Source organism: Actinopolyspora lacussalsi subsp. righensis (genome assembly GCF_900116555.1).
Lineage (GTDB): Bacteria > Actinomycetota > Actinomycetes > Mycobacteriales > Pseudonocardiaceae > Actinopolyspora > Actinopolyspora lacussalsi.
Map to the genome: position 1 here is coordinate 125348 of NZ_FPAT01000005.1, position 16166 is coordinate 141513.

13 protein-coding genes are annotated in these 16166 nt (G+C 68.0%); 7 read left to right on the forward strand and 6 right to left on the reverse strand.

Features of this window, described 5'->3' with window-relative positions; all coding sequences use genetic code 11:
• Positions 1–168 precede the first annotated feature (168 nt).
• Both BM394_RS10970 and BM394_RS10975 read left to right on the forward strand, forming a co-directional pair.
• Positions 169–684 carry a gamma carbonic anhydrase family protein gene (locus tag BM394_RS10970; protein WP_092977421.1) on the forward strand — a complete coding sequence of 172 codons (516 nt, stop codon included), beginning with the start codon at positions 169–171 and terminating at the stop codon, positions 682–684.
• A gap of 133 nt (positions 685–817) precedes the next feature.
• On the forward strand, positions 818–1339 hold the full coding sequence (locus tag BM394_RS10975) for a PaaI family thioesterase (RefSeq protein WP_092977423.1): 522 nt from the start codon (positions 818–820) through the stop codon (positions 1337–1339).
• Between the two features lie 70 nt (positions 1340–1409).
• On the opposite strand, the gene BM394_RS10980 is transcribed toward BM394_RS10975, so the two are convergent.
• The gene (locus tag BM394_RS10980) at positions 1410–2210 is read right to left on the reverse strand and encodes an IclR family transcriptional regulator (protein ID WP_092977425.1); all 801 of its coding nucleotides are present in this window, start codon (positions 2208–2210) and stop codon (positions 1410–1412) included.
• A 270-nt stretch (positions 2211–2480) separates the two neighbouring features.
• On the opposite strand from BM394_RS10980, the gene BM394_RS10985 reads away from it, so the two are divergent.
• The 3 genes from BM394_RS10985 to BM394_RS10995 all read left to right on the forward strand — a co-directional run bounded on the left by BM394_RS10985 (position 2481) and on the right by BM394_RS10995 (position 6144).
• Positions 2481–3602 carry a 5-methyltetrahydropteroyltriglutamate--homocysteine S-methyltransferase gene (locus tag BM394_RS10985; protein ID WP_092977427.1) on the forward strand — a complete coding sequence of 374 codons (1122 nt, stop codon included), beginning with the start codon at positions 2481–2483 and terminating at the stop codon, positions 3600–3602.
• Positions 3603–3962: 360 nt separating this feature from the next.
• On the forward strand, positions 3963–5165 hold the full coding sequence (locus BM394_RS10990; protein ID WP_092977429.1) for a hypothetical protein: 1203 nt from the start codon (positions 3963–3965) through the stop codon (positions 5163–5165).
• 133 nt (positions 5166–5298) lie between these two features.
• Positions 5299–6144, forward strand: a complete 846-nt coding sequence (locus BM394_RS10995; RefSeq protein ID WP_092977431.1) for a universal stress protein — start codon at positions 5299–5301, stop codon at positions 6142–6144.
• 118 nt (positions 6145–6262) lie between these two features.
• On the opposite strand, the gene BM394_RS11000 is transcribed toward BM394_RS10995, so the two are convergent.
• The 5 genes from BM394_RS11000 to BM394_RS11020 form a co-directional block, all read right to left on the reverse strand.
• Positions 6263–7054 (reverse strand): IclR family transcriptional regulator, encoded by a 792-nt coding sequence (locus BM394_RS11000; protein WP_245755286.1) that lies wholly within the window; start codon positions 7052–7054, stop codon positions 6263–6265.
• A 336-nt stretch (positions 7055–7390) separates the two neighbouring features.
• Complete coding sequence (locus BM394_RS11005) at positions 7391–8026, reverse strand: sarcosine oxidase subunit gamma (protein WP_092977433.1); 636 nt, start codon at positions 8024–8026, stop codon at positions 7391–7393.
• Positions 8004–10910: a 2Fe-2S iron-sulfur cluster-binding protein gene (locus BM394_RS11010; RefSeq protein WP_092977435.1), complete on the reverse strand. Its 2907-nt coding sequence runs from the start codon at positions 10908–10910 to the stop codon at positions 8004–8006. Before BM394_RS11010 ends, BM394_RS11005 begins: the two co-directional genes overlap by 23 nt.
• Positions 10911–10914: 4 nt before the next feature.
• Entirely contained in the window at positions 10915–11184 is a 270-nt protein-coding gene (locus BM394_RS11015; RefSeq protein ID WP_092977437.1) for a sarcosine oxidase subunit delta, read from the reverse strand.
• Between the two features lie 142 nt (positions 11185–11326).
• Positions 11327–12547 carry a sarcosine oxidase subunit beta family protein gene (locus BM394_RS11020; protein WP_092977439.1) on the reverse strand — a complete coding sequence of 407 codons (1221 nt, stop codon included), beginning with the start codon at positions 12545–12547 and terminating at the stop codon, positions 11327–11329.
• A gap of 185 nt (positions 12548–12732) precedes the next feature.
• On the opposite strand from BM394_RS11020, the gene BM394_RS11025 reads away from it, so the two are divergent.
• Together BM394_RS11025 and BM394_RS11030 are read left to right on the forward strand one after the other, a co-directional pair.
• Complete coding sequence (locus BM394_RS11025) at positions 12733–13416, forward strand: GntR family transcriptional regulator (RefSeq protein ID WP_092977441.1); 684 nt, start codon at positions 12733–12735, stop codon at positions 13414–13416.
• Positions 13417–13609: 193 nt separating this feature from the next.
• Positions 13610–16102: a GcvT family protein gene (locus BM394_RS11030; protein ID WP_092977443.1), complete on the forward strand. Its 2493-nt coding sequence runs from the start codon at positions 13610–13612 to the stop codon at positions 16100–16102.
• The last annotated feature ends 64 nt before the right edge of the window (positions 16103–16166 follow it).

Here is a 16166-nt window from a genome sequence, read left to right on the forward strand (position 1 = left end):
GGCCGTCCGTCCGAGACGCGTTCTCGCTCAGGCGGATTCACCGAACGGTTCCGTGCTCGCTCGGGACTGATTTTCCACGCACTCGGTGACTCGACAACGGGCAGTACCGTCGTCGGTTACCGGTGTGTAGGTTGGCGCGGTAACACCGGCGTCCGCCACGGAGGAAGCATGCACGCGATCGAGCTGAACGGGACGACTCCCACCGTCCGGCAGGGGGCCTGGGTCGCCCCGACCGCCACACTGGCCGGTGAGGTCACCCTCGCCGAGGAGGCGAGCGTCTGGTACGCCTCGGTGGTGCGGGCCGACTGCGACAGCATCTCGGTCGGGCACGGCAGCAATCTCCAGGACGGCTGCGTGGCACACGCCGACCCCGGGACCCCGGTGAGCATCGGTGAGCACGTCTCGGTCGGTCACCGTGCCGTGCTGCACGGCTGCACCGTCGAGGACAACGTGCTGGTGGGCATGAGCGCGACCGTGCTCAACGGGGCGCGCGTCGGTTCCGGCAGCATCATCGCGGCGGGAACGGTGATCCTGGAGGGCACCGAGATCCCGCCGAACTCGCTGGTCGCGGGCGTGCCGGGCAAGGTACGTCGCGAGACGACCGAGGAGGAACGCGAACTCATCACCGCCAACGCCCAGCACTACCTCACGCTCAAGAACCAGCACTCCGAAGCGGCGGGGTGAGCTCCGAATCCGCCGCTCCCGGCCCCGGGTGGTTTCCGAAACGCGACACCGGAACCCGCGTGGATTCCCCGAGTGCTGCTTCCCACAGCCGCACGAGGGTCCACCACGGCGCGAGCGGAGGTAGCGTTCGGTCATGGACAGCGCGAACACGACGAAGGTCGACTGGGGAGAACCACGCAGCAAGACCGTCACCTGGTACGACCCCACCACGGGCGCCCGGGCGGCCACCGGCATGTCCGGACTGGACTACCTGTCGGCGATGCACCGAGGCGAACTGCCGCCACCGCCGATCAGCGCGCTGTTCGGTGACATGCGGATCAGCAGCGTGGCCGAGGGCGAGGTGGAGTTCAGCTGCGTTCCCGACGAGTCGGCCTACAACCCGATCGGCTTGGTGCACGGCGGGCTGGCCTGCACCCTGCTCGACTCGGTGACCGGCTGTGCCGTGCACAGCACGCTTCCCGCCGGGACCGGCTACAGTTCCGCCGAGATCAAGGTGAACTACCTGCGCGCGATCCGGCTGGACACCGGCAAGCTGCACGCCCTGGGCCGAGTGACCAAACCGGGGCGGCGCGTGGCGTTCGCGGAGGGCGAGATCCGGGACTCGGCGGGCAAACTGCTCGCCACGGCATCGAGCACCTGCACCGTGTTCGGCTGACCCCGGGCCCGGCCGGGCCCGAACATCCGGTGCGCGACAGCGACCACCACATCGGCTCGTCGGGAACCGTTCAGCCCGACAGCGGCCCTCCGGTGGAATCCGGTGCGGAGGTCAGCGCGCGGGAGATTCCGCGGGCTGCCATCCGCACGGCCGGAGCCAACGAGCTCGGCCGGACGCTGCCGAACCGCAGCACCACCGAAAGTGCCGCCACCACCGCACCGGATCCGTCGAGAACGGGAGCCGCCACCGAGAGGGCGTCGGAGGTCACCTGCCGGTCGCTGACCGCGAACCCGTCCCTGCGCACGTCCGCGAGCACCCTTCGCAGTCGCTCCGGGTCGGTCAACGTGTGTGAGGTGTACCGGTGCAGCGGTGTCGCCAACACGCGTTGGCGGACCTCGGGCGGAGCGTGCGCGAGCAACACCAGTCCCACACCGGTCGGCGGCATCGGAAACCTGCCACCGATTCTGGTCCGCACGCCCACCGAGGCGCGCCCGGCGAGCCGTTCCACGAACACGACCTCCTCGTCGGCCCGAACACCCAGCTGCACGTTCTCCCTGGTGACCTCGTAGAGGTCCTCCATGTAGGGCAGCGCAACCTCGCGCAGGCCGGGACCACGTGGTGCCAGGGCTGCGATCTCGAACAACGCGAGCCCGACCCGGTAACGCCGATCCGAACCGCGCTCCAGCACTCCCCGCTCGGTGAGCTCGCCGACCAGCCGGTGCACCGTGGTCATGGCCAGCCCCGATCGGTGCGCGATCTCGCTGAGCGTCAGAGCCGCTCTGGCCGAGCTGAAGGCGGACAGCAGCGTGAACAACTTGGCGATGACGGAACGGTCCCCGGTGCCGGCGGTTCCGTCCGTGTTCGGTGGCATACACGCTCCCGGTAGGGCTTTGTCCAGTCTTGCCACGACCGCGTTTCGGCGTGGGTGTTTCGCCGGTGTCCCTCGACGTCCACGCGCCGGACAAACCCCCGAGGATGATCCGGATCACTCCACCGACGAAACCGGGTTTTCCGTTCAACGGAAAACGGAACCATCGGAAGGGCGACACCCGCAACGTCCGGGGATTCGTAACAGCAGCGCAACGGATCCCTCGTTCCGCGAACAGCTGGATTCCACTTTCGGTGCCCTACTGTCACGGTCATGACGCGACGTTCTTTCCCGCCCTACCGGGCCGACCACGTGGGCAGCCTGCTGCGCCCCTCGTACCTGCACTCGGCACGCGAGAAGTTCGCGGCGGGCGAGCTGTCCGCCGAGGCGCTGCGCGAAACCGAGGATCGCGCGGTGCGCGAGGTGGTGGCCATGCAGGAGGACATCGGGCTTTCCACCGCGACCGACGGTGAGTTCCGCCGCTCCACGTGGCACATGGACTTCATCTACAAGTTGGACGGCATCAACGCCAGCGACTCCACGATGTCCGTGCGGTTCCACAACGAAGCGGGCGACATCGAGTTCGCTCCCTCCGCCACCCGGATCGACGGGAGGATCCGGCTCGGGGAACCGATCTTCGGCGAGGACTTCGCATACCTGGCCAGTCAGGTCAGCACCGCCACCCCCAAGCTGACGATGCCCTCGCCGAGCATGGTCCACTACCGGGGCGGCCCCGCGGCGATCAGTCCGGAGGTGTACCCGGACATCGAGCGGTTCTGGGACGATCTCTCGGCCGCCTACGCCGACCAGATCCGGGCCATGGGCGCCAGGGGCTGCAAGTACCTCCAGCTCGACGACACCAGTCTGGCCTACCTCAACGATCCGGCCCAACGCGCCCAGCTGGCCGAGCGCGGCGACGACGCCGAACACCAGCACCTGCGCAACATCAAGCAGATGAACGCGGCTCTCGCGGCGCGTCCGTCCGACATGGCGGTGACCACGCACATGTGCCGGGGCAACTTCCGTTCCTCGTGGGTGGCCGAGGGCGGCTACGAGTTCGTCGCCGAGGCGGTGTTCAACGAGCTCGACGTGGACGGTTTCTTCCTGGAGTTCGACGACGAACGTTCGGGAGGCTTCGCCCCACTTCGCTTCGTCCCCGACGACAAGGTGGTCGTACTCGGACTGGTCACCACCAAACGCGGCGAGTTGGAGTCCAAGGACGCGCTGAAGCGGCGGATCGAGGAGGCCACTCGCTACATCGACATCGACCAGCTCTGCCTCTCGCCGCAGTGCGGATTCGCCTCGACCGAGGAGGGCAACGCGCTGGACATCGAACAGCAGGCGGCGAAGCTGCGGCTGATCGTCGAAACCGCCCGTGAGGTGTGGGGCGACTGAACCGGACACCGGTTGGAAACCCCTCGGAGCGGCTAACCCCGGTGCGCGCCGGTGCGCGGCGAACCCTCGTCACGAATCCATCGGCCCTCCGGGACGCTTCCCACCGGACACCGCGGGAACGATCCCGTCATCGCGGCGTGCTCCATTCGAGCGAACTCGATCAACGGCGGTACCCCGATGCCAGGTCCAACCGGTAGGCACGGGACGTGAGCGCGCGATCCGGCCACCCGGTCGGCACCGACAACCACCTTAACCGCCCGAGTAATGGACTCCACGGCGGCGTCACTACGCCGGTCACCGGCCGCACCGGAGCTCGCGCGCCCGTATCGGCGCAGTCGACCTCGTCGAGGGGGCTCGGTCATGACCGGTGAGGAAAAGGCACTGCTCGGCGCGCTCGGTGTGGTGGCCGCGATCGTCCCGCTGGTGCTGGGGCTGACCGCGGGATGGCCGGTATGGCTGTGGCTGCCGCTGGCGTTGGCGCTTGCGGCGGCCCCACAGCCGCTGGGCAGACGGATCAGCGGGCGGCGCGAGGAACAACGCATCCGCGAGGAGATGCGGCAGCAGCGGGAACAGCGCCAGGAGCAACAACCCGAGCAGACCCCTTCCACCCATCCTTCGCACCAGGTCGAGGGCCTGTGGGTACCCACGCAGCATCCGGAGTACCGGCTGCTGTTGTCGGCCACGGTGCACTGGATTCCGGCTCCCGGAGCAGCGGGCCCCTCCCCGGAACGACAGCAGGCCATCGCGGTGGACGCGGTCTATCGACGTGCCTGCGCGGTGACCGCGGAGACCGGCGCGCTGGATCACGGGATCACCACTCATCGGCTGCGGGACGCGCTGGGGACGATGCGACAGGATCCGGCCGGGCACCTGCGGGCTTGGGCGCAGGACGTATCGCTGACGTTGCGGGAGATCGACGAACAGCGGCTGCGCGCACTCGGCGATGCCGCCAAGGACGAGGAAATACGGCAGCGCAGGCGCGACGGAGAACGAGGTTTCCGCGAGTACCTGACCAACGACGCGCTCAAGGACACCGCCAACGCGGTGGTGTGGTGGCTCGCGCAGGAGGATGTGTCCAGACAGCGGCTGGAGGAGGCGGTGGGGTTGGTCGACACGCTGTCCCAGCTGTCGGCACTGGCCCACAGCCCGGAGGAAGCCGCGCGGCACGGTGCGGCAGCGGCGCAGTGGGTACCCGCCACCGGTTTCTTCACCTCGGACACCGCTGTCAACGGCACCAGGTTCGCGCACCAGGCTTTCGCGTCGGACGGGGAAGCGGCACCGCCGGAGATCTCGGGAATCGACGAACGACAGGACCCCGCGAGCATTCGTGTGCTGTTCGCCAAACACATGATCGAGGCGAGCCATCCCGAGGACGACGAACAGCGACCGCTCTTCGCACGTCGACTGGCTGATGTGCTCGACGCGCACGAGATGTCGCGGGAGGCCACCGAGATCCGAGCGGAGTACGAGGGTGGCGGTGGTGAACCGGAGAACTCCGAGCAGAACACCACGGTGATTCCCGGGGACGAACTGGATCAACACCGGTCGCGGCGGGATCAGTAGTCGGATCGCCGTCGGCGGCCGGTTCCGGTGACGTTCGGCCCTTGCCGCTCCCCACGGGGGACAACAGTCTGACCGGTAAGCATTCCTCCCCTCCCACGCGGGGAGACCGGTTCGTCACGAGCGGAGCGAGAAGATGTTGTCACCGGATCAACAACACATCGTGGTAGGCGTCGACGGATCCACAACCGCGCTGCAAGCGGCGCTGTGGGCGTCCGAGGAATGCGTCCGCACCGATTCCGCGCTGTGTCTGGTGATAGTCGAGAGGGACGAGGCACTCCAGTACTACGCGGCCCGCACGGTCGAGGAAGTGGCGGCGCGCTGCCGGACACTGCGACCGGAACTGTGCGTGGTGAACAGGGTGTCGTCGGGGCATCCGGTGGAATGCCTGATCCGGGAGTCCCGCGACGCGCGCGAGCTCGTGCTCGGCGGACTCGGTGAGAATCCGCTCGGCTCGGTAAGCGCCGCCGTGGCCGGGCGAGCGCGCTGTCCCGTGGTGCTGACCAACGGCACGAGCGGTTCGTGGAACGGTCCCGTCGTGGTCGGGGTCGACGAGGCCGCTGACAGCGCTCCCCTGCTGCAGTACGCCTTCGAGGCGGCGAGCGCACGCGACGAGCCGCGGCTCGAAATCGTGCGGTCCTGGCACGAGTCCGACAACGGGCATTCCTCGCGAACACCGCTCTCCCCGCGCTACGGGGAGAATCCGCTACGGGCACTGGAACGATCGCTGGCCGAACGCTCGGACGGCTGGGCCGAGAAGTACCCGGAAGTACGAGTCAGCCGAAGCGTGCGGATCGGTCAACCGGTTCCGGTGCTCACGAGGGCCAGCGAGAACGCCGCGCTGCTGATCGTGGGCCGCGGGGACGACGGAAACCTCGCCCGAAACGGCCCGGGATCCACGATCATCGGAGTGAGCCGCCACGCGAACCGCCCGGTGGCGGTGATGCCGCTACGATCGCCGTCCGGTACGTACACCGATTGATCCCCGGGCGCGGCACCGACCGCACCACAACGACCCCGGGGGAAGCGCGGGTCCCGAGGGAAGCGCGGGGCGCCGAACGTGGTCGCCACACGGATCGAGTCGGCCCGGTGCGGAGTGATCAGGTTTCGAGATACCCGAGCTGGGCCGAGAGCTCCTTGGAAGCCACCGTCATCGCGTCGACGAGCTCACGCATCCTTCTGCGGGAGAATCGGTAGGACGGCCCGGAAGCACTCAGCGCGGCGATGACACCGCCGTTGTGGTTGTAAACGGCGACCGCCGCCGCGTTCAGCCCCAGTTCGAGTTCCTCGTAGCTTGTCGCGTAACCATCGCGTTCGATGGCCTGGAACTCCTTGCGGAGCTCCTCGGAATCGGTGATGGTTCGCGCCGTGTAGCGCTGCAGTTCCTCACCGAGCAGATCCTCCCGGTCCTCGTTCGGGGCGTGCGCGAACAGCACCTTGCCGCTCGAAGTGGCATGCAGCGGTGTCCGCTGCCCCACCCAGTTGTGCGCGGTGACGGAGGCCGTGCCGCGCGCCTGGCTGATGTTGATCGCCACGTCGTGATCCCGGATGGCGATGTTGACGGTCTCGCCCAGCTCGGCGGCGAGCGAGTCACAGTACGGTGCGCCGAGGCGTGGCAGGTCCATCCGCTCGGTGGCGGCTCCGGCGAGCCGGACCACTCCGAAGCCGATGACGTACTTTCCCCTGTCCTTGAGCTGTTCCACCAGGCCGCGTGTTTCCAACACACTGACCAGCCTCGACGCGGTGGACTTGTGCACGCCCAGTTCCCCGGCGATCTCGGTTATGCCAACCTCGCCGTTGCGTGCCACGAGCTCCAGGATCGTCACGGCACGGTCCACCGACTGGACCAACGCCCCCGATCCCCTGCCTCGTGTGTCCGCTGATTCACTCACGACTCAACCGTATCCGTCCGGGGACAATTGCCGGAACCAACCGTCCTCGTCGGTCCACCGCCCGACTTTCCCGGCAGTCGCCCGACAAACCGCGCGCGGTTCCGTTATACGCAACATAGCGCTCGCCCTGTGGCGAACCCGGCGGCACCGGCGAGTTCACCGGCTGCGACACCACCATGCGGCCGGGCCCGCTTCCACCTCGGAATCGGCCCTACCTCGTGTTTACAGTATCGCAGACCGTAACAGCCCGGGAAGCCCGCGAATCGCCCGGACGACTACCGAGAGCTATCGGACTCGGCGAAATCGGCGGGAAGCGAACACTCCGGGTCACTGCCGTCAACCGTCGAGGAACTCGGCCATGGCGTCCAACAGCAGGTCCGCGAGGTACTCGGCGAAGGAACAGCGCACCATGACGCGGTAGCCGGGTTCGTGGTCCAGCTGCCACAGCACCACGACGACCCGTCCCAGCAGGGTCTGTGCGCAGTCACCGGGCCCGAACGCACGTGGGTGCAGATCGACCGAGCACAACTTCTCCAGCACCTCACGGGCCATCGGCCCGGAAAGACGCAGTGTGGTGCGATTGGCCGAGACGTCCACCACGGAGCCGGAACCACCCCGCTGTGCGTCCCGGACGGTACGCAGCAGACTTTCGGCACGCCCGTCCGGTGCCACGATCAACGACTCGTCGGGGCCCAACCACAGCACCGCGTCGTGCTCGTCACCGGTGACCCTGTTGGCCGCGGGCAGCGGGAGCCCCAATGTCTCGGCCACCGAGGCGGCGGAGGAACCGCCCGGCGGGGTCCGGAGGTCGAGCTGCGTGAGGAACGGTTCCTCGCGCAACCGAACTCCGCGAGCACCGGACGCGCTGCGACGTTCGAACTCGGCGGCACGGTGTTCCAGCGGACTGTGCCGCGGCGCCGTGCCGACATCGGTCGCGGCGGTTTCGGATTCAACCTTGTGCGGGACCGTCACGTCGGACTCCTTCCGGGTCGTAGAACACGGGGCTGGTGATCTCCACCTCGACGTCACGACCGTCGAGCGGAACGCACACCACGTCTCCGAGGCGTTGCTGTCCCCGGCTGATCAGACCGAGCGCGAAGGTTCGTTCCAGAGCGGCACTGTGGTAACTCGAGGTGACGTGTCCCAGCATCGGCACGGGAGGTTGCCTCGACACGTCGGGCTCGACCAGGTGGGACCCCTCCGGCAGCAGTGTCGTGGTGTCGGTGGGCAACAGCCCGACCAGCTGTTTGCGGTCCTCGCGCACCAGGTCGGGACGGCTCAGCGAACGCTTGCCGATGAAGTCCTTCTGCTTGGAGACGGCCCAGTCCATTCCCAGGTCCACCGGAGTGACCGTTCCGTCGGTGTCCTGCCCGACGATCACGAATCCCTTCTCGGCGCGCAGCACGTGCATCGTCTCGGTTCCGTAAGGGGTGATGCCCAGATCGGATCCGGCCGTCATGGTGGCTTCCCACAGCGCCTGTCCGTACCAGCGGGGGACGTTGACCTCGAAGGCGAGCTCCCCCGAGAACGAGACCCGGGAGATCCTGGCGGGAACCCCACCGGTGAGTACCGTCTCGTGGAACCGCATGAACCCGAAGGAATCGGCCGACACGTCGAGGTCCGGGGCGAGTCGTCCCACCACCGTGCGGGAGTCCGGGCCGACCACCGCGACGGCCGCCCACTGCTCGGTGACCGAGGTGCAGTAGACGTCCAGTTCGGGCCACTCGGTCTGCAACCACTCCTCGAGCCAGTCCAGCACCTTCGCCGCACCACCGGTGGTGGTGCTCATCAGGTAGCGGTCCTCGGCCAACCGCATCGAGACGCCGTCGTCGAGCACCATCCCGTCCGCACCGCACATCATCCCGTACCGGGCCTTGCCGACCGCCAGCTTCGCGAACCCGTTGGTGTAGATCCGGTCGAGGAACACCGGCGCGTCCGGCCCCACGATCTCGATGCGCCCGAGCGTGCTGACGTCCTGGACAGCCACTCCGGTCCGCGCGGCGGCGCATTCGCGCAGCACGGCCGCGTGCATGTCCTCGTCACCGCGCGGGTAGTAACGGGCACGTTTCCACTGGCCCACGTCCTCGAAGACCGCGCCCGCCTCGACGTGCTGGCGGTGCATCGGTGTGGTGCGCACCGGATCGTAGAGTTCCCCCCGGGTGCGTCCGGCGAACAGCGCGAGCGGCACCGGCGTGTAGGGCGGGCGGAAGGTGGTGGTTCCCACCTCACCGGGGGAGTTCGCCGAGAGAATCTCCGCCAGGACCCCGACCGCGTTGACACCGGAGCCCTTCCCCTGGTCCAACCCGGTCGAGATGGTGGTGTAGCGCTTGACGTGCTGCACCGAACGCATCCCGCTCTCGGTGGCGCGGTACATGTCGGCCACCGTGGCGTCGCGTTGCAGGTCCACGAAGTGCTCGGTGCAACGCTCTGGAGGGCGCGATTCGTCGGGAACCAGCCATACCGGCCGGGGCCTGCTGCCCTGGCGGTCACCGTCGACCTGCGGCACAGGAGGCGGGGCGGTGCGGAACCCGCTGAGCGTGGCGGCTTCCGCCCCGGCCGCGAATCCCTGCGCGAGACATCCAGCGAGATCGTAGGTCCCTCGTGCCGAGCCCACCACTTTCGCGGAACGCCCACCGGCCTGCCGCGGCACGAAGCCGGCCACCACGGGGTCCCAACGCACCGCTCCCCCGCTCTGGGCGAACAGCTGAACCGCCGGATTCCAGCCACCGCTGACCGCCAACAGGTCACAGGAGAACTCGCTGCTCCAGCCCGTGAGCGAACCGTCGGCATCGAGCCCACGCACCCGCACACCGGATATCCGGTGCTGCCCGGTGGTGGCTACCACCGCCGCCGAGGTCACCACGTGGGCACCGGCGGCACGGACCTGTTCGACCAGCCGCGCGGACGGCTCGGGCCGGGTGTCCACGATGGCCGGAACACGGGCTCCCGCACCGAGCAGGTCGAGCGCGGTGCTGTACGCGCTGTCCGAAGTGGTGAAGACGACGGCCTCACGGCCGGGCAGCACGGCGTAACGGTTGAGATAGGACCGGACCGCCGAGGCCAGCATCACGCCGGGGCGGTCGTTGTCGGCGAACACCACGGGACGTTCGTGCGCTCCGGTGGCGAGCACCACCTGCTTCGCCCTGACGTGCCAGAGTCGCTGCCGACTCATCGAGGGGGGCGGGGCGGCCATGTGGTCCGTACGACTCTCGGCCACGAGTAGGTAGTTGTGGTCGTAGCACCCGAGTGCCGAGGAGCGGGTCAGCACCCGGACCTGTTCGTTCTCCGCGAGTTCGCGCGCGGCACGCCCGATCCACTCGGTCGCCGGATGTCCGGCGATGTCGGCCTGTCCGTCCAGCAGCATGCCGCCGAGCTCGCGGTGCTGGTCGACGAGGATCACCCGAGCGCCACCCCGCGCGGCCGTCAGGCTCGCCGCTATCCCGGAGGGACCGGCTCCCACCACGACGACGTCGGTGTGCACGAACTTCTTGTCGTAACCGGCGGTGTCGCGCTGTTGGCTCAACCATCCGACACCGGACAGTGTCTCGGCACGCAGCCCTTCCCGGAGTTCGATCTCGGTGGCGGGCAGCATGGGTTCCGGACAGTCGCCGTCGAGCAGCTGCACCAGCGCGTTGGGTTCGGTGCAGTCGGCACTGAACACACCCCTCGGACGTCCCCGCTGGATCGAGGGGGCCACCTCGATGTCGCCGTGGGCCAGCATGGCCGAGGCCAACGTGTCGCCGGGCCTGCCGCGGATCTCACGTCCGTCCACGGTGGCGTTCAACGTGCGGGTGCGGTCGATACGCCCCGCGCGGACCGATGCGTTCACACGGTTGGGGTTCGACGAACTCGTCATGGTGTTACCGACTTTCGCGACGTCGTGGAATGTCCGGCCTCATCTCGTTGGTCGCGGTGTCGCGAACGACCGAGAACCAGCGGCGACAACCCGCCGTGTGCACCCAGCGCTCGTCGAACGAGCCCGATGGGTTCGCGCGAACGAACAGGTACTCGCCCCAAGTGGCGTCGTCGAGCTGGTGGGGATCGGCCGGGTAGTCGACATCGGCCTGTCCGCCGTAGCGGAACTCGGCCTCGTCGCGGTCACCACACCACGGGCATCGGACGAGGAGCATCTACGGCCTCCTGTGGATGTCGTCGCGCAACGGACCGGGAATCCGCGGCGGAACTTGCTCGAGTGGCCGGAAGTCGGCACGGGAATCGGTGTCCCGCCTGGTGGGAACTGCTGGTGAACAGCGCATTCGAAGTCACCCCGCTTCAGTGGGCGACGGCGGCCGCGCCGTGTTCGTCTATGAGGGCTCCGCTGGTGAACCGCTCCATGCCGTAGGGCTCGTTGAGCGGATGGGGCTCCCCGGTGGCGATGGTGTGGGCGAACACCCAGCCCGCTCCCGGAGTCGCCTTGAAGCCGCCCGTCCCCCAGCCGCAGTTGACGAAGAGGTTCTCGTAGGGCGTGGGGCCGATGATCGGCGAGGCGTCCGGGGTCACATCCACGGTGCCGGCCCAGGTACGCAGCAGATGCGCCCTGGCGAACACGGGGAACAGCTCCACTGCCGCCGCCAGCTGGTTCTCGATCACGTGCACCGAGCCTCGCTGCGCGTACCCGTTGTGGGTGTCTATGCCGGCGCCGAGCACGAGCTCGCCCTTGTGGGCCTGGCTGGTGTAGACGTGCACGTGGTTGGACATGACCACGCAGGGATGCACGGGTTCGAGGATCTCGGTGGCCATGGCCTGCAGCGGGTGGCTCTGCAACGGAAGCCGGAGACCGAGGGTGTCGGTGAGCAGCGTCGTCCTTCCCGCCGCTGCCAGTCCCACCCGACCGGCTCCGATGTCACCGTTGTCGGTTCGTACCCCGATCACCCGGTCCCCGTCGGTGACGAAGCCGGTGACCTCGCGGTTCTGGATGAAGTCCACTCCCATCTCGTCACACTTCCGTGCCAGCCCCCACGCGACGAGGTCGTGCTTGGCTATTCCCGCTCTGCGCTGGTACGTGGCGCCGAGCACCGGATAGCGCAGATTCGACGTGTTGAGGATGGGGCAGATCTCGGAGATCTCGTCGGGGGTGAGCCACTCGGCGTCCACCCCGTTGAGCTCGTTGGCGAACGCTCTCCTGCGCGCGTCCCGGACCTCCTGCTCGGTGTGGGCGAGATTGAGCACGCCGCGCTGGCTGAAGTGGAACTCGTAGTCGAGTTCCTCGTGGAGTTCCTCCCAGAGCCGCAACGCGTGGTCGTAGAGCGCTGCGCTGGCGTCGAGCAGGTAGTTCGAACGGATGATCGTGGTGTTTCGGGCCATGTTGCCGCCCGCGAGCCACCCGCGCTCGACAACGGCGATGTCGGTGATGCCGTGGTTGCGCGCCAGGTAGTAAGCGGTGGCCAGTCCGTGCCCGCCGGCCCCGACGATCACCACGTCGTAGTTGCGTTTCGGCTCCGGGTTGCGCCACAGCCGCTCCGGGGGAGCTGGGGTGTTGCCGTCAGCGACCAACGGTGGCTCCTTGCTGGCAGTTTGCTGGTGACCGGCGATGTCGGTGGATCGGATCGGTCCGGCTGTCGGAGGGGTCCCGCGGCGCGGCCGAACCGCACGAAGAGCACTGGGCGACCGATGACGATCATCGTTACATATGAGTGAACAACAACTGAAATGTCAGTCTGTGAGGTAGGCTACGAGTCGTGTCGGAAGCGGTCAATTCCCCATCGGGTGACAGTTCGCCGCAGCGGTTCCCCCAGGAGCGCCCCTCACAGGCCGAGCGCGCCTACCTGACCCTGCGGGAGGAGATCCTGTCGCTGCGGCTGGCCCCCGGGTCCCCCGTGCGGGAAGAAGCACTGACCAGCGAACTGGGCCTCGGACGCACCCCCTTCCGGGAGGCCGTGAAACGCCTCGCCGCCGAGTCCCTGGTGGCGATCTACCCCCGCAGGGGCACCTTCGTCACCGAGGTCAACATCACCGATCACGCCCTGATCGCCGACGTGCGGCGGAGACTGGAGGGGCACGCGGCCAGGAGGGCGGCCGAACGGTCCACCGAGGCGGAGCGGGGCGAGCTCGCGGAACTGGTGGAACTGGTGGAGCGCGTCCCCGAAGAGCCGGAGTCGGTCATGGGCGTGGACGCCCGGGTGCACCGCACGCTGTACCGCTGCACCCACAACGGCTACCTGGAAAGCACTCTTGGGCAGTACTACAACCTCGCACTGCGCATCTGGGGACTTTTCTTCGATCGATTGAGTGACGTCACGAGCCATGTCACCGAACACACCGAGTTACTGAAAGCCGTCATCGACGCCGATGCGGACCGGGCCGACCGCGTCGCGGTCGACCACGTCGATCACTTCGAGAACTCGATTCGCCAAGTGCTGTAACGACATCTTCGCCCCACGCTGGCGAACTCACCGATTCCCCAGCACACCCCCGCGATCTTGAGCCGGCAAGTCATTCTCTTGTCGCCCGAATGTGTGTCTTGACGCACACAGAGCATCGGGCGCACTGTTGCGAGTGACGCAGATAGTTGTTCTAGACGCAACACCGGTTCCCGATATTCGGCAGGGGGCGGCAATGGCTTCGGTGCTCGATTCGAGTGCACGCATCGTGATAATCGGCGCTGGAATCGTCGGTTGCAGTACCGCCTACCACCTCGCCCAACGCGGGGTGACGGACGTACTCGTGGTCGAGCAGGGGCCACTCTTCGCCACCGGTGGCTCGTCCTCGCACGCGCCGGGGCTCGTCTTCCAGACCAGCGGCTCGCAGACGATGACCCAGCTGGCGCGCTACACGGTGGAGCGGTTCACTGCCGCGAGCGTGGACGGCCGCCCCTGCTTCCACCAGGTAGGGGGAATCGAGGTCGCCACCTCACGGGAGCGGTGGGACGAGCTCCACCGCAAACACGGACTCGCCACCGCCTGGGGCGTGGACGGCACGCTGCTCACACCGGAAGAGGTCCACGAGCGGATCCCGCAGGTGGATCCGAGCCGGATTTACGGCGGGTTCCACGTGCCCACCGACGGAGTCGCCAAGCCGGTACGCGCCGCCGAGGCCATGGCTCGGGAGGCACAGCGTCTCGGCGTCCGGTTCGCCGACCACACCGCTGTCACCGGCTTCGACACGGCCGACGGCCGGGTGAACGCGGTGCACACGGACCGGGGAACGGTCACGGCAGAGCGGGTGCTGTGCTGCGCGGGCATCTGGGGGCCGCGAATCGGCGAGATGGCGGGCGTGTCCATCCCGGTGCAGCCGGTCGCCCACCAGTACGCGGTCACCGAGCCGGTCGAAGGACTGGTCGCCGGTGACGAGGAGGTCGAACAACCGATTCTGCGCCAGCAGGACAGCTCGCTGTACTTCCGGCAGATCCACGACCGCTACGGAATCGGCTCCTACCAGCACCGGGTGATCCCCGTGTCCTGCGACGAGCTGGCCCCGACCAAGGCCGCGGGAGACGGCGTCGAGGCACCGCCGGAGGGCGGCGGCTGGAAGGGCATGTCCTCGGTTCACCCGTTCACACCCGAGGACTTCGCCAAGCCGTTCGCGGAGGCGCGCGAGCTGATCCCCGCGTTGCGGCGCACCGAGGTGGCCGAGGGTATGAACGGGATCTTCCTGTTCACCGCCGACGGCGCTCCGGTGCTGGGGCCGACCCGCGAGGTGGACAACTTCTGGGTCGCCGAGGCGGTGTGGATCACGCACTCCGCGGGCGTGGGGTTGGCGGTGGCCGAGTGGATGACCGAGGGTGAGCCCAGCATCGATCTGCGCTCGGCGGACGTGCGGCGGTTCGAGAACTTCGCGCACAGCGACAGCTACGTGTCCGAGCGCAGCGCGCAGACCTTCCGCGAGGTCTACGACATCATCCACCCCCAGCAGCCCCCCGAACACCCCAGGCCACTGCGCACCAGCCCGTTCTACCCGCGCCAGCAGGAACTCGGGGCGGTGTTCCTGGAGGCCAGCGGATGGGAACGGCCGCACTGGTTCGAGGCCAACGCATCCCTCGTGGACGGCCGGGAGACAGCCGCCCCCGGCCGGTGGGCCGGCCGTTACTGGTCCCCGATCATCGCGGCCGAGCACCAGGTCACCCGTGAACGGGTCGCCATGTACGACATGACCTCGCTGTGTCGAGCGGAGGTCAGCGGTCCCGGCGCGCTGGAGCTGCTACAGCGGTTGACGACCAATCAACTGGACCGTGCTCCCGGGTACGTGACCTACACGCTGATGCTCGATCACAGGGGTGGTATCCGCTCGGACATCACCGTGGCGCGGCTTTCGGAGAACACCTTCCAGGTCGGCTGCAACGGACAGCGGGACATCGCGTGGATGAGCGACCACGCGGACGAGTCGACCACGGTACGTGACATCACCGGCGGTACGTGCTGCATCGGCCTGTGGGGACCGTACGCGCGTGCGGTGCTGCAGTCACTGACCGAGACCGACGTCTCGCACGAGCAGTTCCGGTTCTTCCGGGCCAAGAGGTTGTTCGTTCGGGAGGTTCCGGTCACGGCGCTGCGACTGTCCTACGTCGGTGAGCTCGGGTGGGAGCTCTACACCACGGCCGACTTCGGACTACGGCTCTGGGACCTGCTGGCGGGTGCGGGCGCCGAGTACGGCGTCATCGCCGGCGGCAGGGGCGCTTTCAGCAACATGAGGCTGGAAAAGGGATATCGGGCCTGGGGCGGTGACATGTGGAGCGTGCACACTCCCGACGAGGCGGGGCTGGCCTTCGCGGTGAAGCCGGACAAGGGCCAGTTCATCGGTCGTGACGCGCTGCTTCGCCGCCGTGAGTCCCCGATACGACGAAAGTTGTGCTGCCTGTCGATCGACGACGGCACGGTAGTGATGGGTTCCGAGCCGGTCTTCGCCGATTCCCAGGACCGGCGAGCCAGCGGTTTCACCACGAGTACGGGGTACGGCCACAGCCTCGGCCTCAGCCTCGCCTACGCGTGGTTGCCCTCGGAACTGTCCGAAGCGGGTACCTCCGTCGAGGTGGCCTACTTCGGAGAACGGCATCCCGCCACGGTGATGTCCGATCCGGTGTTCGATCCCGAGATGAAACGAATGCGCTGCTGAGAGCGCATCGAGCTCCATCCCCCCGACAACCGGGCCGTTGACCGCAGCGCGGTGGACGGTCCGG